Origin of the sequence: Pseudomonas oryzagri, assembly GCF_020831405.1 — a bacterium.
Taxonomy (GTDB): Bacteria; Pseudomonadota; Gammaproteobacteria; order Pseudomonadales; family Pseudomonadaceae; genus Geopseudomonas; species Geopseudomonas oryzagri.
The window spans coordinates 170,966-188,108 of sequence record NZ_JAJHPU010000008.1 but is presented as its reverse complement, the minus strand read 5'-3'; the positions used below and the strand labels follow the sequence as shown (position 1 = coordinate 188,108).

The 17,143-nt window shown below is 69.4% G+C and carries 15 protein-coding genes; 9 read left to right on the top strand and 6 right to left on the bottom strand.

Annotated features, from left to right (window positions below):
• The first annotated feature begins 5 nt into the window (after positions 1 to 5).
• From LMJ29_RS02835 to LMJ29_RS02800, 8 genes are all read left to right on the top strand, one after another.
• The gene (locus LMJ29_RS02835) at positions 6 to 968 is read left to right on the top strand and encodes an AMP-binding protein (RefSeq protein WP_229603845.1); all 963 of its coding nucleotides are present in this window, start codon (positions 6 to 8) and stop codon (positions 966 to 968) included.
• Positions 965 to 1,741, top strand: coding sequence for an ABC transporter ATP-binding protein (locus LMJ29_RS02830; RefSeq protein WP_229603843.1), 777 nt, complete (start codon positions 965 to 967; stop codon positions 1,739 to 1,741). The genes LMJ29_RS02835 and LMJ29_RS02830 overlap by 4 nt, the downstream gene beginning before the upstream one ends.
• A 9-nt stretch (positions 1,742 to 1,750) precedes the next feature.
• Positions 1,751 to 2,632, top strand: coding sequence for a branched-chain amino acid ABC transporter permease (locus LMJ29_RS02825; RefSeq protein ID WP_229603842.1), 882 nt, complete (start codon positions 1,751 to 1,753; stop codon positions 2,630 to 2,632).
• A 4-nt stretch (positions 2,633 to 2,636) separates the two neighbouring features.
• Positions 2,637 to 3,701, top strand: a complete 1,065-nt coding sequence (locus tag LMJ29_RS02820; RefSeq protein WP_229603840.1) for a branched-chain amino acid ABC transporter permease — start codon at positions 2,637 to 2,639, stop codon at positions 3,699 to 3,701.
• 81 nt (positions 3,702 to 3,782) lie between these two features.
• Positions 3,783 to 5,123, top strand: a complete 1,341-nt coding sequence (locus LMJ29_RS02815; protein WP_229603838.1) for an ABC transporter substrate-binding protein — start codon at positions 3,783 to 3,785, stop codon at positions 5,121 to 5,123.
• Positions 5,124 to 5,171: 48 nt separating this feature from the next.
• Positions 5,172 to 6,512 carry an ABC transporter substrate-binding protein gene (locus tag LMJ29_RS02810; protein WP_229603836.1) on the top strand — a complete coding sequence of 447 codons (1,341 nt, stop codon included), beginning with the start codon at positions 5,172 to 5,174 and terminating at the stop codon, positions 6,510 to 6,512.
• Positions 6,513 to 6,736: 224 nt separating this feature from the next.
• Positions 6,737 to 7,513 carry an ABC transporter ATP-binding protein gene (locus LMJ29_RS02805; protein WP_229603834.1) on the top strand — a complete coding sequence of 259 codons (777 nt, stop codon included), beginning with the start codon at positions 6,737 to 6,739 and terminating at the stop codon, positions 7,511 to 7,513.
• Between the two features lie 1,243 nt (positions 7,514 to 8,756).
• Complete coding sequence (locus LMJ29_RS02800) at positions 8,757 to 9,998, top strand: bifunctional 3,4-dihydroxy-2-butanone-4-phosphate synthase/GTP cyclohydrolase II (protein WP_229603832.1); 1,242 nt, start codon at positions 8,757 to 8,759, stop codon at positions 9,996 to 9,998.
• Positions 9,999 to 10,125: 127 nt separating this feature from the next.
• Here the strand turns inward: LMJ29_RS02800 and LMJ29_RS02795 are convergent, their stop codons facing one another.
• The 6 genes from LMJ29_RS02795 to LMJ29_RS02770 form a co-directional block, all read right to left on the bottom strand.
• On the bottom strand, positions 10,126 to 10,932 hold the full coding sequence (locus LMJ29_RS02795) for an alpha/beta fold hydrolase (protein WP_229603830.1): 807 nt from the start codon (positions 10,930 to 10,932) through the stop codon (positions 10,126 to 10,128).
• 84 nt (positions 10,933 to 11,016) lie between these two features.
• Positions 11,017 to 11,466, bottom strand: coding sequence for a PaaI family thioesterase (locus LMJ29_RS02790; protein WP_229603828.1), 450 nt, complete (start codon positions 11,464 to 11,466; stop codon positions 11,017 to 11,019).
• Between the two features lie 314 nt (positions 11,467 to 11,780).
• Positions 11,781 to 13,022: an SfnB family sulfur acquisition oxidoreductase gene (locus LMJ29_RS02785; protein ID WP_229603827.1), complete on the bottom strand. Its 1,242-nt coding sequence runs from the start codon at positions 13,020 to 13,022 to the stop codon at positions 11,781 to 11,783.
• Positions 13,023 to 13,099: 77 nt separating this feature from the next.
• Positions 13,100 to 13,714 (bottom strand): OmpW/AlkL family protein, encoded by a 615-nt coding sequence (locus LMJ29_RS02780; protein WP_229603825.1) that lies wholly within the window; start codon positions 13,712 to 13,714, stop codon positions 13,100 to 13,102.
• Positions 13,715 to 14,017: 303 nt separating this feature from the next.
• A complete protein-coding gene (locus LMJ29_RS02775) occupies positions 14,018 to 14,164 on the bottom strand; it encodes a hypothetical protein (RefSeq protein WP_229603823.1) in 147 nt (48 codons plus the stop codon).
• A gap of 14 nt (positions 14,165 to 14,178) precedes the next feature.
• Positions 14,179 to 15,417: an acyl-CoA dehydrogenase family protein gene (locus LMJ29_RS02770; protein ID WP_229603821.1), complete on the bottom strand. Its 1,239-nt coding sequence runs from the start codon at positions 15,415 to 15,417 to the stop codon at positions 14,179 to 14,181.
• A 482-nt stretch (positions 15,418 to 15,899) separates the two neighbouring features.
• On the opposite strand from LMJ29_RS02770, the gene LMJ29_RS02765 reads away from it, so the two are divergent.
• A complete protein-coding gene (locus LMJ29_RS02765) occupies positions 15,900 to 17,126 on the top strand; it encodes an SfnB family sulfur acquisition oxidoreductase (RefSeq protein WP_229603819.1) in 1,227 nt (408 codons plus the stop codon).
• Positions 17,127 to 17,143: the final 17 nt, after the last annotated feature.

The following is a 17,143-nucleotide window of genomic DNA, read 5'->3' as shown; positions in this document are numbered from 1 at the left end:
ATGCCATGAGCGTGCACGAACTCAATCCGCCGGTGCTCGACGCCCTGCCGGAAAACGCCCTCAACCAGCTCAAGCACTGGTCCGCCAGCCGCCCGCTGCAGATCGCCCTGCGCCACAAGCGGCGCGGGCGCTGGAAGGCCTGGCGCTGGGTCGACGTGCTGCGCGAGGTGGTGCAGCTGGCTTCCGCCCTGCAGCAGCAGGGCTTCGGTCCCGGCTCGCGGCTGGCGCTCAGCGGCGCCTTCGAGCCGACCCTGATCCTCCTCGCCCTGGCCGCGCGCGCCGCCGGCGGCCAGGCGTTCGGCGTGTCGCGGCAGGCGAGCGGCGAGGAGCTGCGCCGCCTGCTGCTGCGCAGCCAGCCGAGCCACGCCTACGTGCAGAGCCGCGAGGGCGTATCGCAGTGGCTGGCGGCCGGCGCCGAGCTGCCGCGCCCGCTGCTGGTGCTGTCCGCCCAGTCGGCGGCGCGCCACAACGGCCGGGTGCGCGTGCTGCCGCTGGCCGAGCTGGCGAGCGAGGCCGGCGAGCCGCTGCACCAGTCCTGGCGGGCGGCGCGGCGCACCGGCGCGGTATGGAGCGAGGAGGGCAGCGAGTGGGAGGGCGGCCTGGAACTGCTGCTCAAGCACTGGCTGGGCAACGGCGAGAGCTTCGCCTTCCCGGAAAACAGCGAGTCGGCGGCGCGCGACCGCCGCGACATCGCGCCCATCGCCCTGCTGCTGTCGCCGCCGCGCCTGCAGGCGCTGGCCGACGAGATCGAGCAGCGTCTGGCGCCGCCCGGCAGCTGGCGGCGCCGGTTGTGCGACTGGACGCTGACCGACGCCCGCCATGGCGTGCGCCGGCTGATCAAGGCGCGGGTGCGCGAGCTGCTCGGCTTCCCGCGCCTGCAGACCATCCTGCGCAGCGCGCCGCAGGCGCAGGCGGCGCCGGGCGTCAGCCATGCCTGGATCCGCGAATACCGGGAGCAGGCCGCATGAGCATTGCCGAGAACATTCTGGAGGTGCGCGACATCTCCCTGTCGTTCAAGGGCGTCAAGGCCATCGACGCGTTGTCGTTCGCGGTGCGCCGCGGCGAGATCTGCGCGCTGATCGGCCCCAACGGCGCCGGCAAGAGCTCGCTGCTCAACATCCTCAACGGCGTGTACCGCCCGGACGCCGGCGAGGTGGTGTTCGAGGCCGAGCATTTCCAGCGCATCCAGCCGCTGGAGGCGGCGCGCCGCGGCATCGGCCGCACGTTCCAGAACAACGCGCTGTTCAAGAAGATGAGCGTGATCGACAACCTGCTCACCGGCCTGTCGCGGCACGCGCAGAGCGGCTTCCTGGCCCAGTCCCTCGGCCTGCCGGGCGCGCGCCGCGAGGCGCGCCAGTTTCGCGAGCAGGCCGAGGGCATCCTCGAATTCCTCGAACTGCAGCCCTGGCGCGACGTGGCGGTGGGCAGCCTGGCCTACGGCCTGCAGAAGCGCGTCGAGCTGGGCCGTGCGCTGATCGCAGGACCCCGCCTGCTGCTGCTCGACGAGCCGATGGCCGGGATGAACGCCGCCGAGAAGCAGGAGATGAGCCGCTTCATCGCCGACGTCAACCGCGACCTGGGCACCACGGTGGTGCTGATCGAGCACGACATCCAGGTGGTGATGGGCCTGTCCGGCCACGTGGTGGTGCTCGACTACGGCCGCAAGGTCGGCGACGGCACGCCGGCCGAGGTGCAGGCCAACCCAGAGGTGATCGCCGCCTATCTCGGCACGGTGCATTAAGGACGAGCCATGACCTTCTTCCTGGAAACCCTGCTCGGCGGCCTGCTCGCCGGCACCATGTACTCGCTGGTGGCGATCGGCTTCGTGCTGATCTACAAGGCCAGCGGCGTGTTCAACTTCGCCCAGGGCGCCATGCTGCTGTTCGCTGCGCTGACCTTCGTCAGCCTGCAGGAGCAGGGCCTGCCGTTCGCCCTGGCCCTGCTGCTCACCGTGGTGGTGATGGCCATCGGCGCCATCGTCATCGAGCGCACCGTGCTGCGCCCGCTGGTCAACCGCTCGCAGATCACCCTGTTCATGGCCACCCTCGGCCTGTCATTCGTCATCGAGGGCCTGGCCCAGGGCCTGATGGGCGCCCAGGTGCGCGCGCTGGACCTGGGCATCGACGACGTGCCGGTGTTTCTCGGCGAGGTGATGGTCAGCCAGTTCGACCTGGTGGCGGCGGCGACCGCGGCGCTGCTGGTGGCGGTGCTGGCGCTGCTGTTCAACAGCACGCGGATCGGCGTGTCGCTGCGCGCGGTGGCCGACGACACCCGCGCCGCGCTGTCCATCGGCATCAACCTCAACCGGATCTGGCAGATCGTCTGGGCGGTGGCCGGCATCGTTGGCCTGGTCGCCGGCCTCCTGTGGGGCGCGCGCCAGGGCGTGCAGTTCTCGCTGTCCCTGGTGGTGCTCAAGGCGCTGCCGGTGCTGATCATCGGCGGCTTCACCTCGATCGGCGGCGCCATCGTCGGCGGGCTGATCGTCGGCGCCGCGGAGAACCTCGCCGAGGTCTACATCGGCGCGCACATCGGCGGCGGCATCACCCCCTGGTTCGCCTACGTGCTGGCCCTGGTCTTCCTCTACATCCGCCCCGCCGGCCTGTTCGGCGAGCGCGCCATCGAACGGGTATGACGCCATGACCACGCTATCCCACAGCCTTCCCGCCGCCCACGACAGCGCCCCGGTCGAACTGCTGCGTCGCCGCCTGCCCTGGGGCCTCTTGGCCCTGCTGGCGGTCGCCTTCGGCCTGGTGCCCTGGCTGGGCAACGACTACTGGCTCAACGCTATCCTCATCCCGTTCCTGGTGCTGTCGCTGGCCGGGCTGGGGCTGAACCTCTTGACCGGCTACACCGGGCAGACCTCGGTGGGCGCCGCCGGCTTCATGGCGGTCGGCGCCTTCGCCACCTACGGCCTGCTGCTGCGCGTGCCGGGCCTGCCCTTGCCGCTGGCGCTGGTCGGCGGCGGGCTGATCGCCGCCGGCGTCGGCTTCCTGTTCGGCATCCCCAGCAACCGTATCAAGGGTTTCTACCTGATGGTCACCACGCTGGCGGCGCAGTTCTTCCTCGAATGGGTGTTCACCAAGTTCCCTTGGTTCTACAACTACGCCTCCTCGGGGACCATCAGCGCGCCGCGCCTGGAGCTGCTCGGCCACGACCTGCACAGCCCGCTCGGTCGCTACCTGCTGGTGCTGGGCAGCGTGGTGCTGCTGACCTGGGTGGCGGTCAACCTGGTGCGCAGCCAGATCGGCCGCAACTGGATGGCGATCCGCGACATGGACACCGCCGCCGCGGTGATCGGCATCCCGGTCGATCGCTACAAGCGCCTGGCCTTTGCCGTCAGCTCGTTCTACTTAGGAGTAGCCGGCGCGCTGTGGGCCTTCGCCTACCTGGGCACCGCCAGCGCCGGCAGCTTCGACATCAACCGCTCGTTCCAGATCCTGTTCATCATCATCATCGGCGGCATGGGCAGCATCGCCGGCAACTTCGTCGGCGCCGCCTTCATCAGCCTGCTGCCGCTGCTGCTCAACCAGGCCGGGCAGTGGCTGCTGGGCGGCAACGTCGACGCCGGCCAGTTGCAGAACCTGCAGAAGATCATCTTCGGCGTGCTGATCATCTGGTTCCTGGTCAAGGAGCCGGAGGGGCTGATCCGCCTGCTGAGCAACCTGCGCGAGCGCCTGGCGATCTGGCCGCTGAGATTCTGAGCAACGACTTCCGATCCACCTCGACCCGACCACGGGACAGGAGAACACCCTCAAAACCGACCATCAGAAGTGAAAAGAGAAATGGGTAAATCCTTGCGACGCTCCATCGCCGGCGCGGTCCTCGCGTTCGGTGTCTACAGCAGCCTGCCGGTGACGGCCCAGGCCGCCGCCAACGAACAGTTCTTCCCGCTGGCGACCTATCGGGTCGGCGCCTACGCCTCCAGCGGCATCCCGGTGTGGGCCGGGATGATCGACTACCTGCGCTACATCAACGAGGTGGAGGGCGGCATCAACGGCGTCAAGCTGGTCTGGCAGGAGTGCGAGACCGAGTGGACGGCGGAGAAGGGCATCGAGTGCTACGAGCGCTTCAAGAACGGCCTCAACGGCGCGCCGGTGGCGCTCTACCACCCCAACGGCGCCCCGGCCGCCTACGCGCTCTCCGACAAGGCAGCCGCCGACAGGATCCCGCTGATCACCTTGGGCTACGGGCGCACCGAGGCCACCGACGGCAGCGTGTTCCCCTACAACTTCCCGGTGATGCTGACCTTCTACAGCGAGGCATCGGCGGTGGTGAACTATATCGCCGAGCGCGAGGGCGGCTTCGACAAGCTCAAGGGCAAGAAGATCGCCACCGTCTACCACGATTCGGCCTACGGCCGGGAAACCCAGGGCCCGCTGGCGCTGCTCGCCGAGAAGTACGGCTTCGAGAACATCCAGATCCCGGTGGCCGACCCGGGCAACGAGCAGTCCGCGCAGTGGCGCCAGGTGCGCCAGGCCAAGCCGGACTGGGTGTTCCTGCGCACCTGGGGGGTGTCGACCCCGGTGGCGATCAAGACCGCGGCGCGCTTCGGCTTCCCGGTCGACCACATCGTCGGCGACATCTGGGCCAGCTCCGACGAGGACGTGCTGCCCACCGGCGAGGCCGGCAAGGGCTACCTGGCGCTCACCCCCTATCCGGGCGGCGCCGACTTCGAGATCCACCGCAAGATCAAGGAACACATCCTCGACAAGGGCAAGAGCGACCTCAAGGACCCGAAAAGCTTCGGCAGCGTCTACTACAACTCCGGGCTGGTCAACGCGGCCATCGCCGTCGAGGCGATCCGCGCCGGGCAGGCCAAGTTCGGCCAGCGCCCGCTCAGCGGCGACGAAGGCCGCTGGGGCCTGGAGCATCTGAACATCGACGAGGCGCGCTTGAAGGCCATCGGCTTCGCCGGGCTGATGCAGCCGCTCGCGCTGTCCTGCTCCGACCACGAGGGCGGCGGCGCGGCCAAGGTGCAGCAGTGGGACGGCGCGAAATGGAACCTGCTGACCGACTGGGTGACGGCCGACCGCCAGACCCTGCGCCCGCTGATCGAGGCCAAGTCGGCCGCCTACGCCCAGGAAAAGGGCATCACGCCGCGCGATTGCCGCGCTGAGCAGTGAGTTGCCGTAGCCAACGCCCTCTGAATCGACTTCCGGAAAATCATCACCATGCGTAAATCCCTGCAACGCGCCATCGCCGGCGCCGTCCTTGCCCTGAGCGCGTACAGCGCCCTGCCCACGTTCGCCCAGGCCGCCGCCAACGAGCAGTTCATCCCGCTGGCCACCTACCGGGTCGGCCCCTACGCCTCCAGCGGCATCCCGTGGTGGGCCGGCACCATCGACTACCTGCGCTACGTCAACGAGGTGGAAGGCGGCATCAACGGCGTGAAGATCGCCTGGGAGGAGTGCGAGACCGAGTGGAGCACCGACCGCATCGTCGAGTGCTACGAGCGCCACAAGAACGGCCGCGACGGCGCGCCGGTGGCGTTCTTCCTCACCCACAGCACCCCGGCGTCCTACGCGCTGATGGAGAAGGGCGCGGCGGACAAGCTGCCGCTGATCGACCCGGCCGGCGGGCGCACCGAATCCACCGACGGCAGCGTGTTCCCCTACGCCTTCCCGCTGCTGCTCAGCTACTACGGCCAGGCGTCGGTGGGCATCAACTACATCGCCGAGCGCGAGGGCGGCTTCGACAAGCTCAAGGGCAAGAAGATTGCCACCGTCTACCACGACTCGCCCTACGGCCGGGAAACCCAGGCGGCCATCGAACTGCTGGCGCAGAAGTACGGCTTCGAGAACATCCAGATCCCGGTCGCCCATCCCGGCAACGAGCAGTCGGTGCAGTGGCGCCAGGTGCGCCAGCTCAAGCCGGACTGGGTGTTCCTGCGCACCTGGGGCGTATCGACGCCGGTGGCGCTGAAGACCGCCGCGCGCTTCGGCTTCCCGGCCGACCGCATCATCGGCGACGTGTGGGCAGGCTCCGAGGCCGACGTGATCCCGGCCGGCGACGCCGCCAAGGGCTACCAGGCGCTGGCGCCGTTCCCCGGCGGCGACGGCTTCGAGATCCACAAGCGCCTGCGCGAGCACATCCTCGACAAGGGCAAGAGCGACCTCAAGGACCCCAGCTACTTCGGCAAGGTGTACTACAACATCGGCCTGATCAACGCCGCCATCGTGGTCGAGGCGCTGCGCGCCGGCCAGCAGCACTTCGGCAACCGCCCGCTCAACGGCGAGGAAGGGCGCTGGGCGTTCGAGCACCTCAAGGTCGACGAGGCACGCCTCAAGGAAATCGGCTTCGCCGGCCTGCTGCAGCCGCTGCAGGTGAGCTGCGCCGACCACGAGGGCGGCGGCGCCGCCCGCGTGCAGCAGTGGGACGGCGCCAAGTGGAACCTGGTGACCGACTGGGTGCAGGCCGACCGCCCGACCCTGCGCCCGCTGATCGAGGCCAAGTCGGCCGCCTATGCCAAGGAAAAGGGCCTCAAAGCGCGCGACTGCCGCGCGGAGCTGTGACCACCGCCGGCGCCGCGTCTCAACCGTAGGGTGGGTTAGGCCGCAGGCCGTAACCCACCACCGGCACCGCAGGTGCCGCCTTCAACCAGGCGGACGTCGGGCCGCCGTCGGGGATGCCTGTCGGCATCCTTGGTGGGTTACGCCGCGGGGCGGCTAACCCACCCTACGTCTTGCCTTGCGCGGATGCCGTGGTCGGCCCGCGATTCGAATGGAGGGAGATTCCCATGAGCACCCAGCCCCAACCCGCCGCCGCTGCCGTCGAGCTGCTGGCCGTCAACGACATCGAGGTGATCTACGACGGCGCCATCCTCGCCGTCGGCGGCGTGTCGCTGCGCGTCGAACAGGGCGGCATCGTCGCCCTGCTCGGCGCCAACGGCGCCGGCAAGAGCACCACCCTCAAGGCCATCTCCGGCCTGGTGCAGGCCGACCGCGCCCAGGTCAGCCGCGGCAGCATCCACTTCCGCGGCGAAGACACCGCCGGCGTGGCGGCCAATGTGCTGGCGCGGCGCGGCATCGTCCATGTGCTGGAGGGCCGCCACGTGTTCGCCCACCTGACCATCGAGGAGAACCTGCGCAGCGGCGGCTTCCTGCGCGGGCCGAGCCGGCGCGAGCTGGAGCAGGAGCTGGAGCGTATCTACGCCTGGTTCCCGCGCCTGAAGACCAAGCGCAAGACCCAGGCCGGCCTGACCTCCGGCGGCGAGCAGCAGATGCTGGCCATCGGCCGCGCGCTGATGACCAAGCCGACGCTGGTGCTGCTCGACGAGCCGTCGATGGGCCTGGCGCCGATCATCGTCGAGGAGATCTTCGACATCGTCGCGCAGCTCAACGAGAAGGAGGGCATGAGTTTTCTGGTCGCCGAGCAGAACATCAACGTGGCCCTGCGGCATGCCGACTATGCGTACATCCTGGAGAACGGCCATGTGGTGGGCGAGGGCGCGGCCCAGGAGTTGGCGGCGCGGGAGGATATTCAGCATTTTTATTTGGGGGGGAAGGTGGGGTAGGTGGGGGTTCCGGTTGTGTTCGGTTTCGGCGCATGGGCTGGTTGCCGAGTGGGGCGATACTTTTTGTTTCGGCCTTCTGGCCGAGTCACTTTCTCTTTGCACGCGCAAAGAGAAAGTAACCAAAGAGAAAGCGCGCCCGGTCATCCGGCCCCAGCCGCTGCGCGGCCGGGGTTCCCTCGCTCCAGCGCCGCTCCGGGGGCACGCCACGAAGGGACGTCCATGTCCCTTCGTGCCTCGCTCGGCGTCCTGCCTCGCGTCCCCCTCCACGGCGCCTGCGTTCGGCCTGCTGAACGGGACCGGGGGAGTTGCCTGCAAGTTTGGAGTCATGCTCGATTGTGCCTACGCTCCTGCGTGAGCACGTTGCAGTTTTCGGAAATGGCCGATTGCCGAGTGGTTCGATGCCTCCCTGTTTCGGCCCCTCGGCCGAGTCACTTTCTCTTTGCTTGTGCAAAGAGAAAGTAACCAAAGAGAAAGCACACCCGATCATCCGGCCCCAGCCGCTGCGCGGCCGGGGTCCCCTCGCTCCGGCGCCGCTCCGGGGGCACGTCACGAAGGGACGTCCCTGTCCCTTCGTGACTCGCTCGGCGTCCTGCCTCGCGTCCCCCTCCACGACGCCTGCACTCGGCCTGCTGAACGGGACCGGGGAGTTGCCTGGAAGCCTGACGCACGATCAAAAAGCTTCTGCTCTTCGCTTGGTTTTTTGCGGAGGTGGGGACTGCACCCGTTCCCCCTTCGTCAGGCCGAGCGGAATCGCCGTGGAAGGGGCCGAGCGGCATGGATGCCGCGAGAGCCGCGAGGGCCATGGATGGCCCTTCGTGGCGTGCCCCTGGAACGGCGATGGAGCGAGGGGACCCGGAGCGAAGCGCAGGGCCTGACGACGGGGGTGGCCTTCTTTTTGGTTACTTTTTCTTGGCCAGACAAGAAAAAGTGACTCGGCCAGGAGGCCGAAACAGAAAGTGTCGAGTTACTCGGCAAGCAGGCATGCCCCAAAGCCGAAAGCACCACCCGAACAACCCGACGCACAACCTCGCCAGCTGACTTCCCCCCAGCCCTTGCTTCCAACAGGCCACTGTCCTCCAGACAACAGCATCCCGACGCACTGTTGCCAGCACAACAGTGCAGCCGCCGCGCGCCCCCGCCCAACCCCCGAAATCCGCCCCCGGGCCGCCTGGCACGCAACCTGCTGAAGAACCCCCAAACGCGTCCCCAGACGCTCCAACTTCATCAGCACAGGCCCACCCCCATGCCCGCACTAACCGACGCCGCCTTCGACACCGTCGAGGCCGCCCTTGCCGCCATCGCCCGCGGCGAATTCGTCGTCGTGGTCGACGACACCGACCGCGAAAACGAAGGCGATCTGATCATCGCCGCCGACGCCATCACCCCCGCGCAGATGGCCTTCCTGGTCCGCTACAGCAGCGGCCTGGTCTGCGTCGCGCTGCCCGGCGAGCGCCTCGACGCGCTCGAACTGCCGCTGATGGTCGAGGCCAACAGCGAGTCGCACCAGACCGCCTTCACCGTCAGCGTCGACTACCGCCATGGCACCAGCACCGGCATCTCCGCCGCCGACCGCGCAGCGACCCTCAACGCCCTGGCCGACCCGGCTTCCAGGCCGGACGACTTCGCCCGTCCGGGCCACATCTTCCCGCTGCGCGCCCGGGCCGGCGGGGTGCTGGAACGTCCCGGCCACACCGAGGCGGCGCTGGATCTCGCCGTGCTGGCCGGGCGCCGGCCGGCCGGGGTGCTCTGCGAGATCGTCAACGACGACGGCAGCATGGCCCGCCGTCCCGAGCTGCTGGCCTTCGCCCGCCAGCATGGCCTGCCGATCATCACCATCGAGCAGCTGATCGCCTGGCGCCGCGCGCAAGCGGCGAAAGCGGCGCCGCAATTGCTCGCCGACACCCGCCTGCCGACCCGCCACGGCGAGTTCCGCCTGCACCTGTACGCCTTCGAGGGCGGCGAATACCCGGTGCTGCTCGCCGGCGAGCCGGCGGGCGAGGGCCTGCTGACCCGCCTGCATTCCGAATGCCTGACCGGCGACGTGCTCGGCTCGCTGCGCTGCGACTGCGGCGAGCAGCTCGATCTGGCGCTGGCGCGTATCGCCCGCGAGGGGCGCGGCGCGCTGGTCTATCTGACCGGCCACGAAGGCCGCGGCATCGGCCTGGCCGCCAAGCTGCGCGCCTACGCGCTGCAGGACACCGGCCTGGATACCGTGGAGGCCAATCTCGCCCTCGGCCTGCCGGTCGACGCGCGCGACTACCGCGCCGCGGCCGCCATCCTCCGCCATCTGGGGGTACGCTCGGTGCAACTGCTCAGCAACAACCCGGCCAAGGCCCGCGCCCTGCAGGAGCTTGGCGTCGGCGTGCAGCGTCAGCTCGCCCACGAGGTGCCGGCCAATCCCGCCAGCCAGCGCTATCTCGCCACCAAGCGCGAACGTCTGGGCCACCGTCTGGTGCTGCCGGTGGTGGTGAAAGGGCGGGGCTGAGAGGAGACGCCACCGCGCCTGCCGTTGGCGGGCGGGGGCGGTTGGCTGCGTTTGACCGGACATGTCCGGCCAGCCGGAGAGGCGCCCGCCAGCGGGCAAGCCGCCGCAGGCGAGCTGTTCGCGGCCGTCAGGCGATCGGCCGCAGAAATTCCGCCACCATGTCGAGCACCGCAGGCTGGCGCTCGCGGTGCGGCACGTGGCGGGTGTCGGGCATGATTTCCAGCCGCGCCGGTCCCGCGACCAGGCGGGCGATCAGCTCGGGTTGCTGCACCGAGCCGTACTCGTCCTCGGCGCCGTGGATGGCCAGCAGCGGGCAGCGCACCTGCGGCAGCACCCCATCGAGCGACCAGTTCGCGAAGGCCGGGCTCAGCCAGGTGCCGATCCATGCGTCGAGCACCCAGGGCGCCTTGTCGCCGTGCAGGCGGCGCAGGCGATCCATCTGGCCCTCGCTGGCGAACAGCGCCTGGGCCTCGCGGATGCCCCGCAGGGTGCGTTCCTCGATGAAGGACTGCGCCGCCTCGCTGATCAGCGCGGCGCAGGCGTCGCCGTAGCGGGCCGCGCAGTTGATCGCCATGCCGCCGCCGACGCTGTGGCCGAACACCACGAAGCGCTCGATGCCCAGGTGCTCGCGAACGGCCATGAAGCTGGTGGTCGCCTCGTCGGCGACGAAGCCGGGGCCGAGCTTGCCGGGATGGGCGTCGGAGCGGCCGAAGCCCAGGCGGTCGTAGGCGATCACCGTACGCCCGGTGCTGGCGCTCAGCGCCGCCGGGAAGCCGCGCCACAGGTCGATACAGCCGAGCGAGTCGTGCAGCAGCACGATGGGCGCGCGCCCGTTGGCGGTCTCGGCAGGCCAGATGCGGACGAAGATGCGCCCCTGTGGGGTCGCAACCCAGGTGTCGGTATGGCCGGGCAACTGCTGCGCGTGGCTGGTCACGGATGCGTTTCCTGTCGAATGCCGGTGCGGGCGGTCCGGGCAACTGCCCGTGACCGCGTGGAGGGGAGGTTCTCGCCAGCCGGCTCAGCTGTCCATCACCAGCAGACTGGAGGTGGCCGAGGCGTAGAGCCTGCCGTCCTCGCCGACCAGACGCGCTTCCGAGAACGCCGCCCGCCGCCCCATGGAGACGATCTTGCCTTCGGCGCGCACCAAGCCGGTGTCCTTGGTCATCGGCCGGTGGTAGGAGACCTTGAGTTCCAGGGTGGAGAAGGTCTTGCCCGGCACCATCTTCGACAGCACCGCGTAGCCGCAGGCGAAGTCCAGCATGGTGGCGGCGAAACCGCCGTGCACCGAGCCGATCGGGTTGTAGAGGTGCAGGTCCGGCACCGCCTCGAAAACCACCTGACCGTCGCCGGCTTCGACCAGGCGGATATCCAGGGTATCGCCGATGCCGGGGCGGCGGTCCGTTTCGAGCATGACCTGCAGTTGTTCGAGACCGCTGAGCTGGGGGCCGATTTCATGCAGGAGGTTCATGGCTCGGAACTCCGGAAAGGGGATGGGGAGGACTGCCTGCGCGCCGGGCCGGGTGCCGGCGGGTGTGGCCTGCAGAATTACCATTACGTTTACGTATGCGTCAATCTGTCGCGTGCTCCGGGTCTTGCTGTGGGTGGGGTGCCGCGCTCCCGCCCGGAGTTGCGGTACGGCCTTTCACCTCGCGAATAGCCCGGCCGCGAGCCAAGGCGCGCGAGCCGGGCCTCCTCCCTGCCAAAGCCCGGCGGATCGTGCAAAACGAAGCCCCCGCTACCTCACGGCAGCGGGGGCTTTCGCTGTGGCTCAGGCGGCGCCGCTTACAGCCACGGATGGCGCGGCGGCTTGATGCCGTTCAGGTAGTAGTTGCCCACCGCGTGGAATTTCCAGCGCACCGGGTCGTGCAGGGTGTGGGTACGCGCGTTGCGCCAGTGGCGGTCGAGGTTGTACTCCTCCAGCGTGGAGCGGGTGCCGACCAGCTCGAACAGCTTGTTGGTGGCCTGGATGGCGACCTCGGTGGTCAGCACCTTGGCCTCGGCGACCAGGATCGAGGCCTCGGCGACGGTGTCCTCGTTGGGGGTGTCGACGGCGATCTGGATCTTGTCGGCGGCCAGATCTAGCACCGCCTCGGCGGCGCGCTGGCGGATCTGCAAGTCGCCGACCGCCTGGATGCTGTACGGGTCCTGGTGGGCGAACTCGAGGCCCGAGTCGATCCAGGCGCGGGCGTTGCGGCGCACCTGGGCGATGGTGTCGGCCAGCGCGCCGCGGGCGATGCCGGCGTCGATGGCGGCCTGCAGGAACTGCGAGATCGGCCCGGCCGCGGTGGGGTTGGCGAAGGCGCGCCATACCGGCACCACGTGGGCGGCCGGCACCTTGACGTTGTCGATCAGCACGGTGCCGCTGGCGGTGGTGCGCTGGCCGAAGCTCGACCAGTCGTTGACCACCTTGAGGCCCTGGCTGGCGCGCGGGATGAAGGCCAGGTGCGGGCGCTTCTCGGCGTCCACCGCGACCGTGGGCACCCAGTGGGCGAGCAGCGCGCCGCTCGAATAGAACTTCTGGCCGTTGACGCGGAAGGCGTCGCCGTCGGCCTCGATGCGCGTCTCGAAGTCGGCCACGGTGCGGCTGTTGCGCTCGGAGAAGGCGTTGCCGAAGCGCACGCCGTCGAGCACCAGGCCGAAGAAGAAGCGCTTCTGCTCCTCGGTGCCGTCCAGGCGGATGTGGTCGACGATGGCCAGGTGGTTCTGCGGCAGCTGGGCCAGCGACGGGTCGGCCGCGGCGATGGTCTTCAGCACCTCGGCGAGGGTGCGGTAGCTGACCTCGGCGCCGCCGTAGGCCTTGGGCACGGTGATGCCCCACAGGCCGCTTTGCGAGAAGGCGTTGAGTTCGTCGACCGGCAGGCGGCGCTCGCGGTCGCGCTGGGCGGCTTCGCGGGCGAAGTCGGCGGCCAGCGCGCGGGCGACCTCGATGGCCTCGGCGTCGCTCTGGATGCGGTGCGCCGGCTGGGCCGGCAGCGCCTGCAGGTAGGGGTCGACGACGCGGGCGGCGGTTTGCTGTTCGCTCATGGCGGGTTCCTCAAGGTTGCTCAGGTTAGGTGCGGGTTGCGGATGTCGGCCGGACGCGGCGGGCGCCCGGCGGGGGTTCAGAAGCGGTAGCCGAGGTTGACGCTGTACACCGTGGGGTCGACGTCGACGCTGCCGACCGTGACGCCGTTGACCTTCACCTCGGTGTCGATCTTGGCGTAGCGCACGTCGCCGCCCAGGCTCCACTGCTCGTCGATGGCGTAGTCCAGGCCGGCCTGGAAGGCGGCGCCCCAGGAGTCGGAGAGTTCCAGGTCGGCGCCGTTGTCCAGTTGTTCGTCGTAGAAGTACGTGTAGTTGATGCCGATGCCGACGAAGGGCCGCAGGCGCGCCTCGGGGGCGAAGTGGTATTGCAGGCTGACGATGGGCGGCAGCTGCTTGGTGGTGCCGATCTTGCTGCCGGCCAGGCGGATGTCGTGTTCGAAGGGCAGGCCGCCGAGCACGTCGATGGCGAGGTTGGGGGTGATGAACCAGGCGAGGTTGAAGGTCGGGCCGGTGTCGTTGTCGATGTCCACCTCGCCGGGCAGGATGCGCCCGGAGTCGGAGGTGGGCGCGATGGTGCTGACGCCGACGCGCGCCTGCCAGGCGTACTCGCCCGGCGCGGCGGCCTGGGCGACGCCGGCGCCGGCAAGGAGAAGAGCGCCGAGGGTGGTGGGGCTGAACCAGTGCAGTGACATGAATTTTCCTTGTGTTCTCGAGTGTGCGATGGCGGCGTCGGGCAACGCGCCCATCGGCAGCGCCACGCGTCCGTGCGCTCGGTCGGCTGGTGCTGTACAGGGACTATTGCAGGCACCGTGCCATTTGCGTAAATAATTGTTTTTAAAGGAAAATATTCAGATTTATGGCGTCCGCGGGTGTGTTGCCGCAGGCACCGCTGATGAACCGCTGTTGGGCCGTGAACAGCGCGGATCGGCGCCGCCCGGATGCGCGAAGGCCAGCGCGAGCGCTGGCCTTCGGGGAGGGAGGATGATGAGCAGCGCTCAGTCGAGCGCGATCGGCGGGCAGTGGCTGGCGCGATAGTCGAACAACGCCAGCGACTGGGCTTCGCTCGCCATGGCGGACTGCTCGACGCAGCCGCGCAGCAGCAGGCCGAGGCCGGTGAGGCAGAGCTGCAGGAACCCGGACATGGCGGCCTCCCGCGTCACTTGATGGCCGGGCTGCCGCCGATCTGCCACACGTAGGGCGGCTCGGTGCCGTTCACTTCGCGGTCGCCGATGATGCGTTCCTTGTAGATCAGCGGGTTGTGCGAGGCGGCCGTGCGCGCGTTGCGCCAGTGGCGGTCGAGCTGCTTCTTCTCGCTGGTCGCCGAGGCGCCCAAGGCGTTGAACAGGTCGGTGGTGACGCGCAGCGCCAGTTCGGCGATGGCCACCTGGGCCTGCGCCGACTCCAGCTCGGCGGCCACGTTGGCGGCGTGCTCGGCGGCCGCGTCGTTGCCGAAACGCGCCTCGTAGGCACGCTGGGCCGGGATGGTGGCGCGCAGGGCGGTGGCTTCGGCGGCGTAGACCAGCGCCGAGGCCTTGCCGATCACCTGCAGCACCTGCGGGTCCTGGCTGACCCGCGGTGCGTTGCCGGTGCTGAAGATGCGCGTGCGCTGGCGCACCTCGTGGGAGAAGTCGCGCAGCGCGGCGCGGCCGCTGCCGGCCAGCACGGCGATCAGCACCAGCTGGTAGAAGGCGGTCTGGTATTTGAAGCGGGTGGCGAAGTCGATGATGTTCTCTTCCTCGACCACTGCGTCGACGAACACCGAGGTGCCGCTGCCGGTGGTGCGCTGGCCGAAGCCGTCCCAGTCGTCGCTCTGCCGCACGCCGTTCTGGCGGGTGCTGACCGCGGCGATCACGTCGGCGCCGTTGTCGTCGCGGCGGGCGTACAGGTCGATCCAGTCGGCGAAGATGCTGCCGGTGCTGTAGTACTTGGTGCCGTTGACCACCCACTGCTCGCCCTGACGCGAGACGCGGGTGATGACGTCGCCGATCTTCACGTCGCCGACCTCGGTCCAGGCGTTGCCGACCAGCTCGCCGGCGACGAAGCGGGCGAACCACTTGTCCTGTGGCGCACTGGCGTGGGCGTTGAGGCGGTCCTCGACGAAGGCGAAGTGGCCGCGCAGCGCCTGCGGCACGCTGGAGTCGGCCTCGGCCAGCTCGATCAACAGCTGGAACAGCTGCGGCAGCGAGGCGCCGGCGCCGCCGTAGGCCACCGGCACGCGCACGGCGCCGAAGCCCGCCTCCTTCAGCCACTGGATCTGCTCGTAGGGCAGGCTGCGGCTGCGCTCGCGCTCGACGGCGCCTTCGGCGATGCGCGCGAAGATCGGCCGGAAGCGCGCGGCCAGCTGTTCGTAGTCGGCGCCGGTGGAAAGGGCTTTGAGTTGTTGCTGGGCAGTCATGGGATGGCTCCTGAAACGGTCTGCTGGGGCGGGCCGGGATGGCCGCGGGTGCCGTTGTGAAACACATGGCACAGCCCGTGCCAGGTGGCGCAAAGCCAGGATTCATGCGGGTTGCAGCCAATCGCGGCGGATTCTGCGCTGTTGGCAAAGGGGCAAGTTGCTGGGCTGCTGCTGCGCTGGCAACAGCGGGTGTCGCCTTGCCGCCCGGAGGCGCGGGTCTGTGGGCGCGGCTGTTGGCAGCGCGACTGTTCGCCGGGCAACAGTCATTCAGCAAGCTGCGCCGGTCAGCGCACCGGCCACTCTTGGCGAATAACCATAAGTTGATGTTTTTAAAGGATTTTATGGTTTGGCACGGTTGCTGCTCAGGACCTGTGGCGGGGCCGCGCCAGGCCGACGGCCCAGTCCACCGGCCGCCTGCGGGCTCGCAAGCCTCCGCGCCACTCGAGCGGTAAAGCCTCCGCCCCACCCCAGAGAGGACGAACATGTCTTTCGCTTCGCAACAGCCTGCCCACTACCCGCTCAACCAGCCCAACGCCCATGTCATCCGCGACGACGCCGAGGCCATCGCGGTCGCCCACCGGGTGGCCGCGTTGCTGCGCCCGGGCGCCGCCGAGCGCGATCTGCAGCGCGCGGTGCCGCCCGAGGTGGTCGACGCCTTCTCCGACAGCGGCCTGTGGGGCATCACCGTACCCAGGGCCTACGGCGGCGCCGAGGTGTCCTTCGCCACCCTGGCCGAGGTGATCGCCATCGTCTCGGCCGCCGATCCGTCGCTGGGGCAGATCCCGCAGAACCACTACTGCCTGCTCGAAGACGTGCGCCTGCAGGGCAGCGAGGCGCAGAAGCGCTTCTTCTTCGAGCTGGTGCTCAAGGGCCACCGCTTCGCCAACGCGCTGTCGGAGACGGGCGGCAAGCACGTGCAGGACCTGCAAACCCGCATCGTCCGCGAGGGCGACGGCTATCGCATCGACGGCCGCAAGGGCTACTGCACCGGCTCGCTGTACGCCCACTGGCTCGGCGTGCTGGCGCTGGACGAGGAGGGCCGTGGGCAATTGGCCTTCGTGGAGCGCGGCACGCCGGGGCTGGTGGTGGTCGACGACTGGGACAGCATCGGCCAGCGCACCACCTCCAGCGGCACGGTACTGGCCGACGGCCTGCGCGTGCCGGCGTTCAACCTGTTCCCCAGCTACCGCTCCTACGAGAGCCCGACCCTGGCCGGGCCGTTCGCGCAGATCACCACCGCCGCCATCGACGCCGGCATCGCCCGCGCCGCGCTGGAGGACACCATCGCCTTCGTCCGCGAGCAGGCCCGGCCATGGATCGACTCAGGATTGGACAAGGCCAGCGAGGACCCGCTGACCATCGTCCAGGTCGGCGGCCTGGACATTCGCCTGGCGGCGGCCGAGGCGCTGCTCGAGCGCGCCGGCAAGGTCCTCGACCGTGCCAAGCCGGCTCCCGACGAGGACAACGTCGCCGCCGCGTCGCTGGCGGTGGCCAAGGCCAAGGTGCTGACCACCGAGGTCGCCATCGAGGCCACCAACCGGCTGTTCGAGCTGGGCGGCACCCGCTCGACCCTCAAGCGGCACAACCTCGACCGCCACTGGCGCAACGCCCGCGTGCACACCCTGCACGACCCGGTGCGCTGGAAGTACCACGTGGTCGGCAACTGGCTGCTCAACGGCGCCAAGCCGCCGCGCCATGACTGGTCGTGAGGGGGCGCGCATGCTCG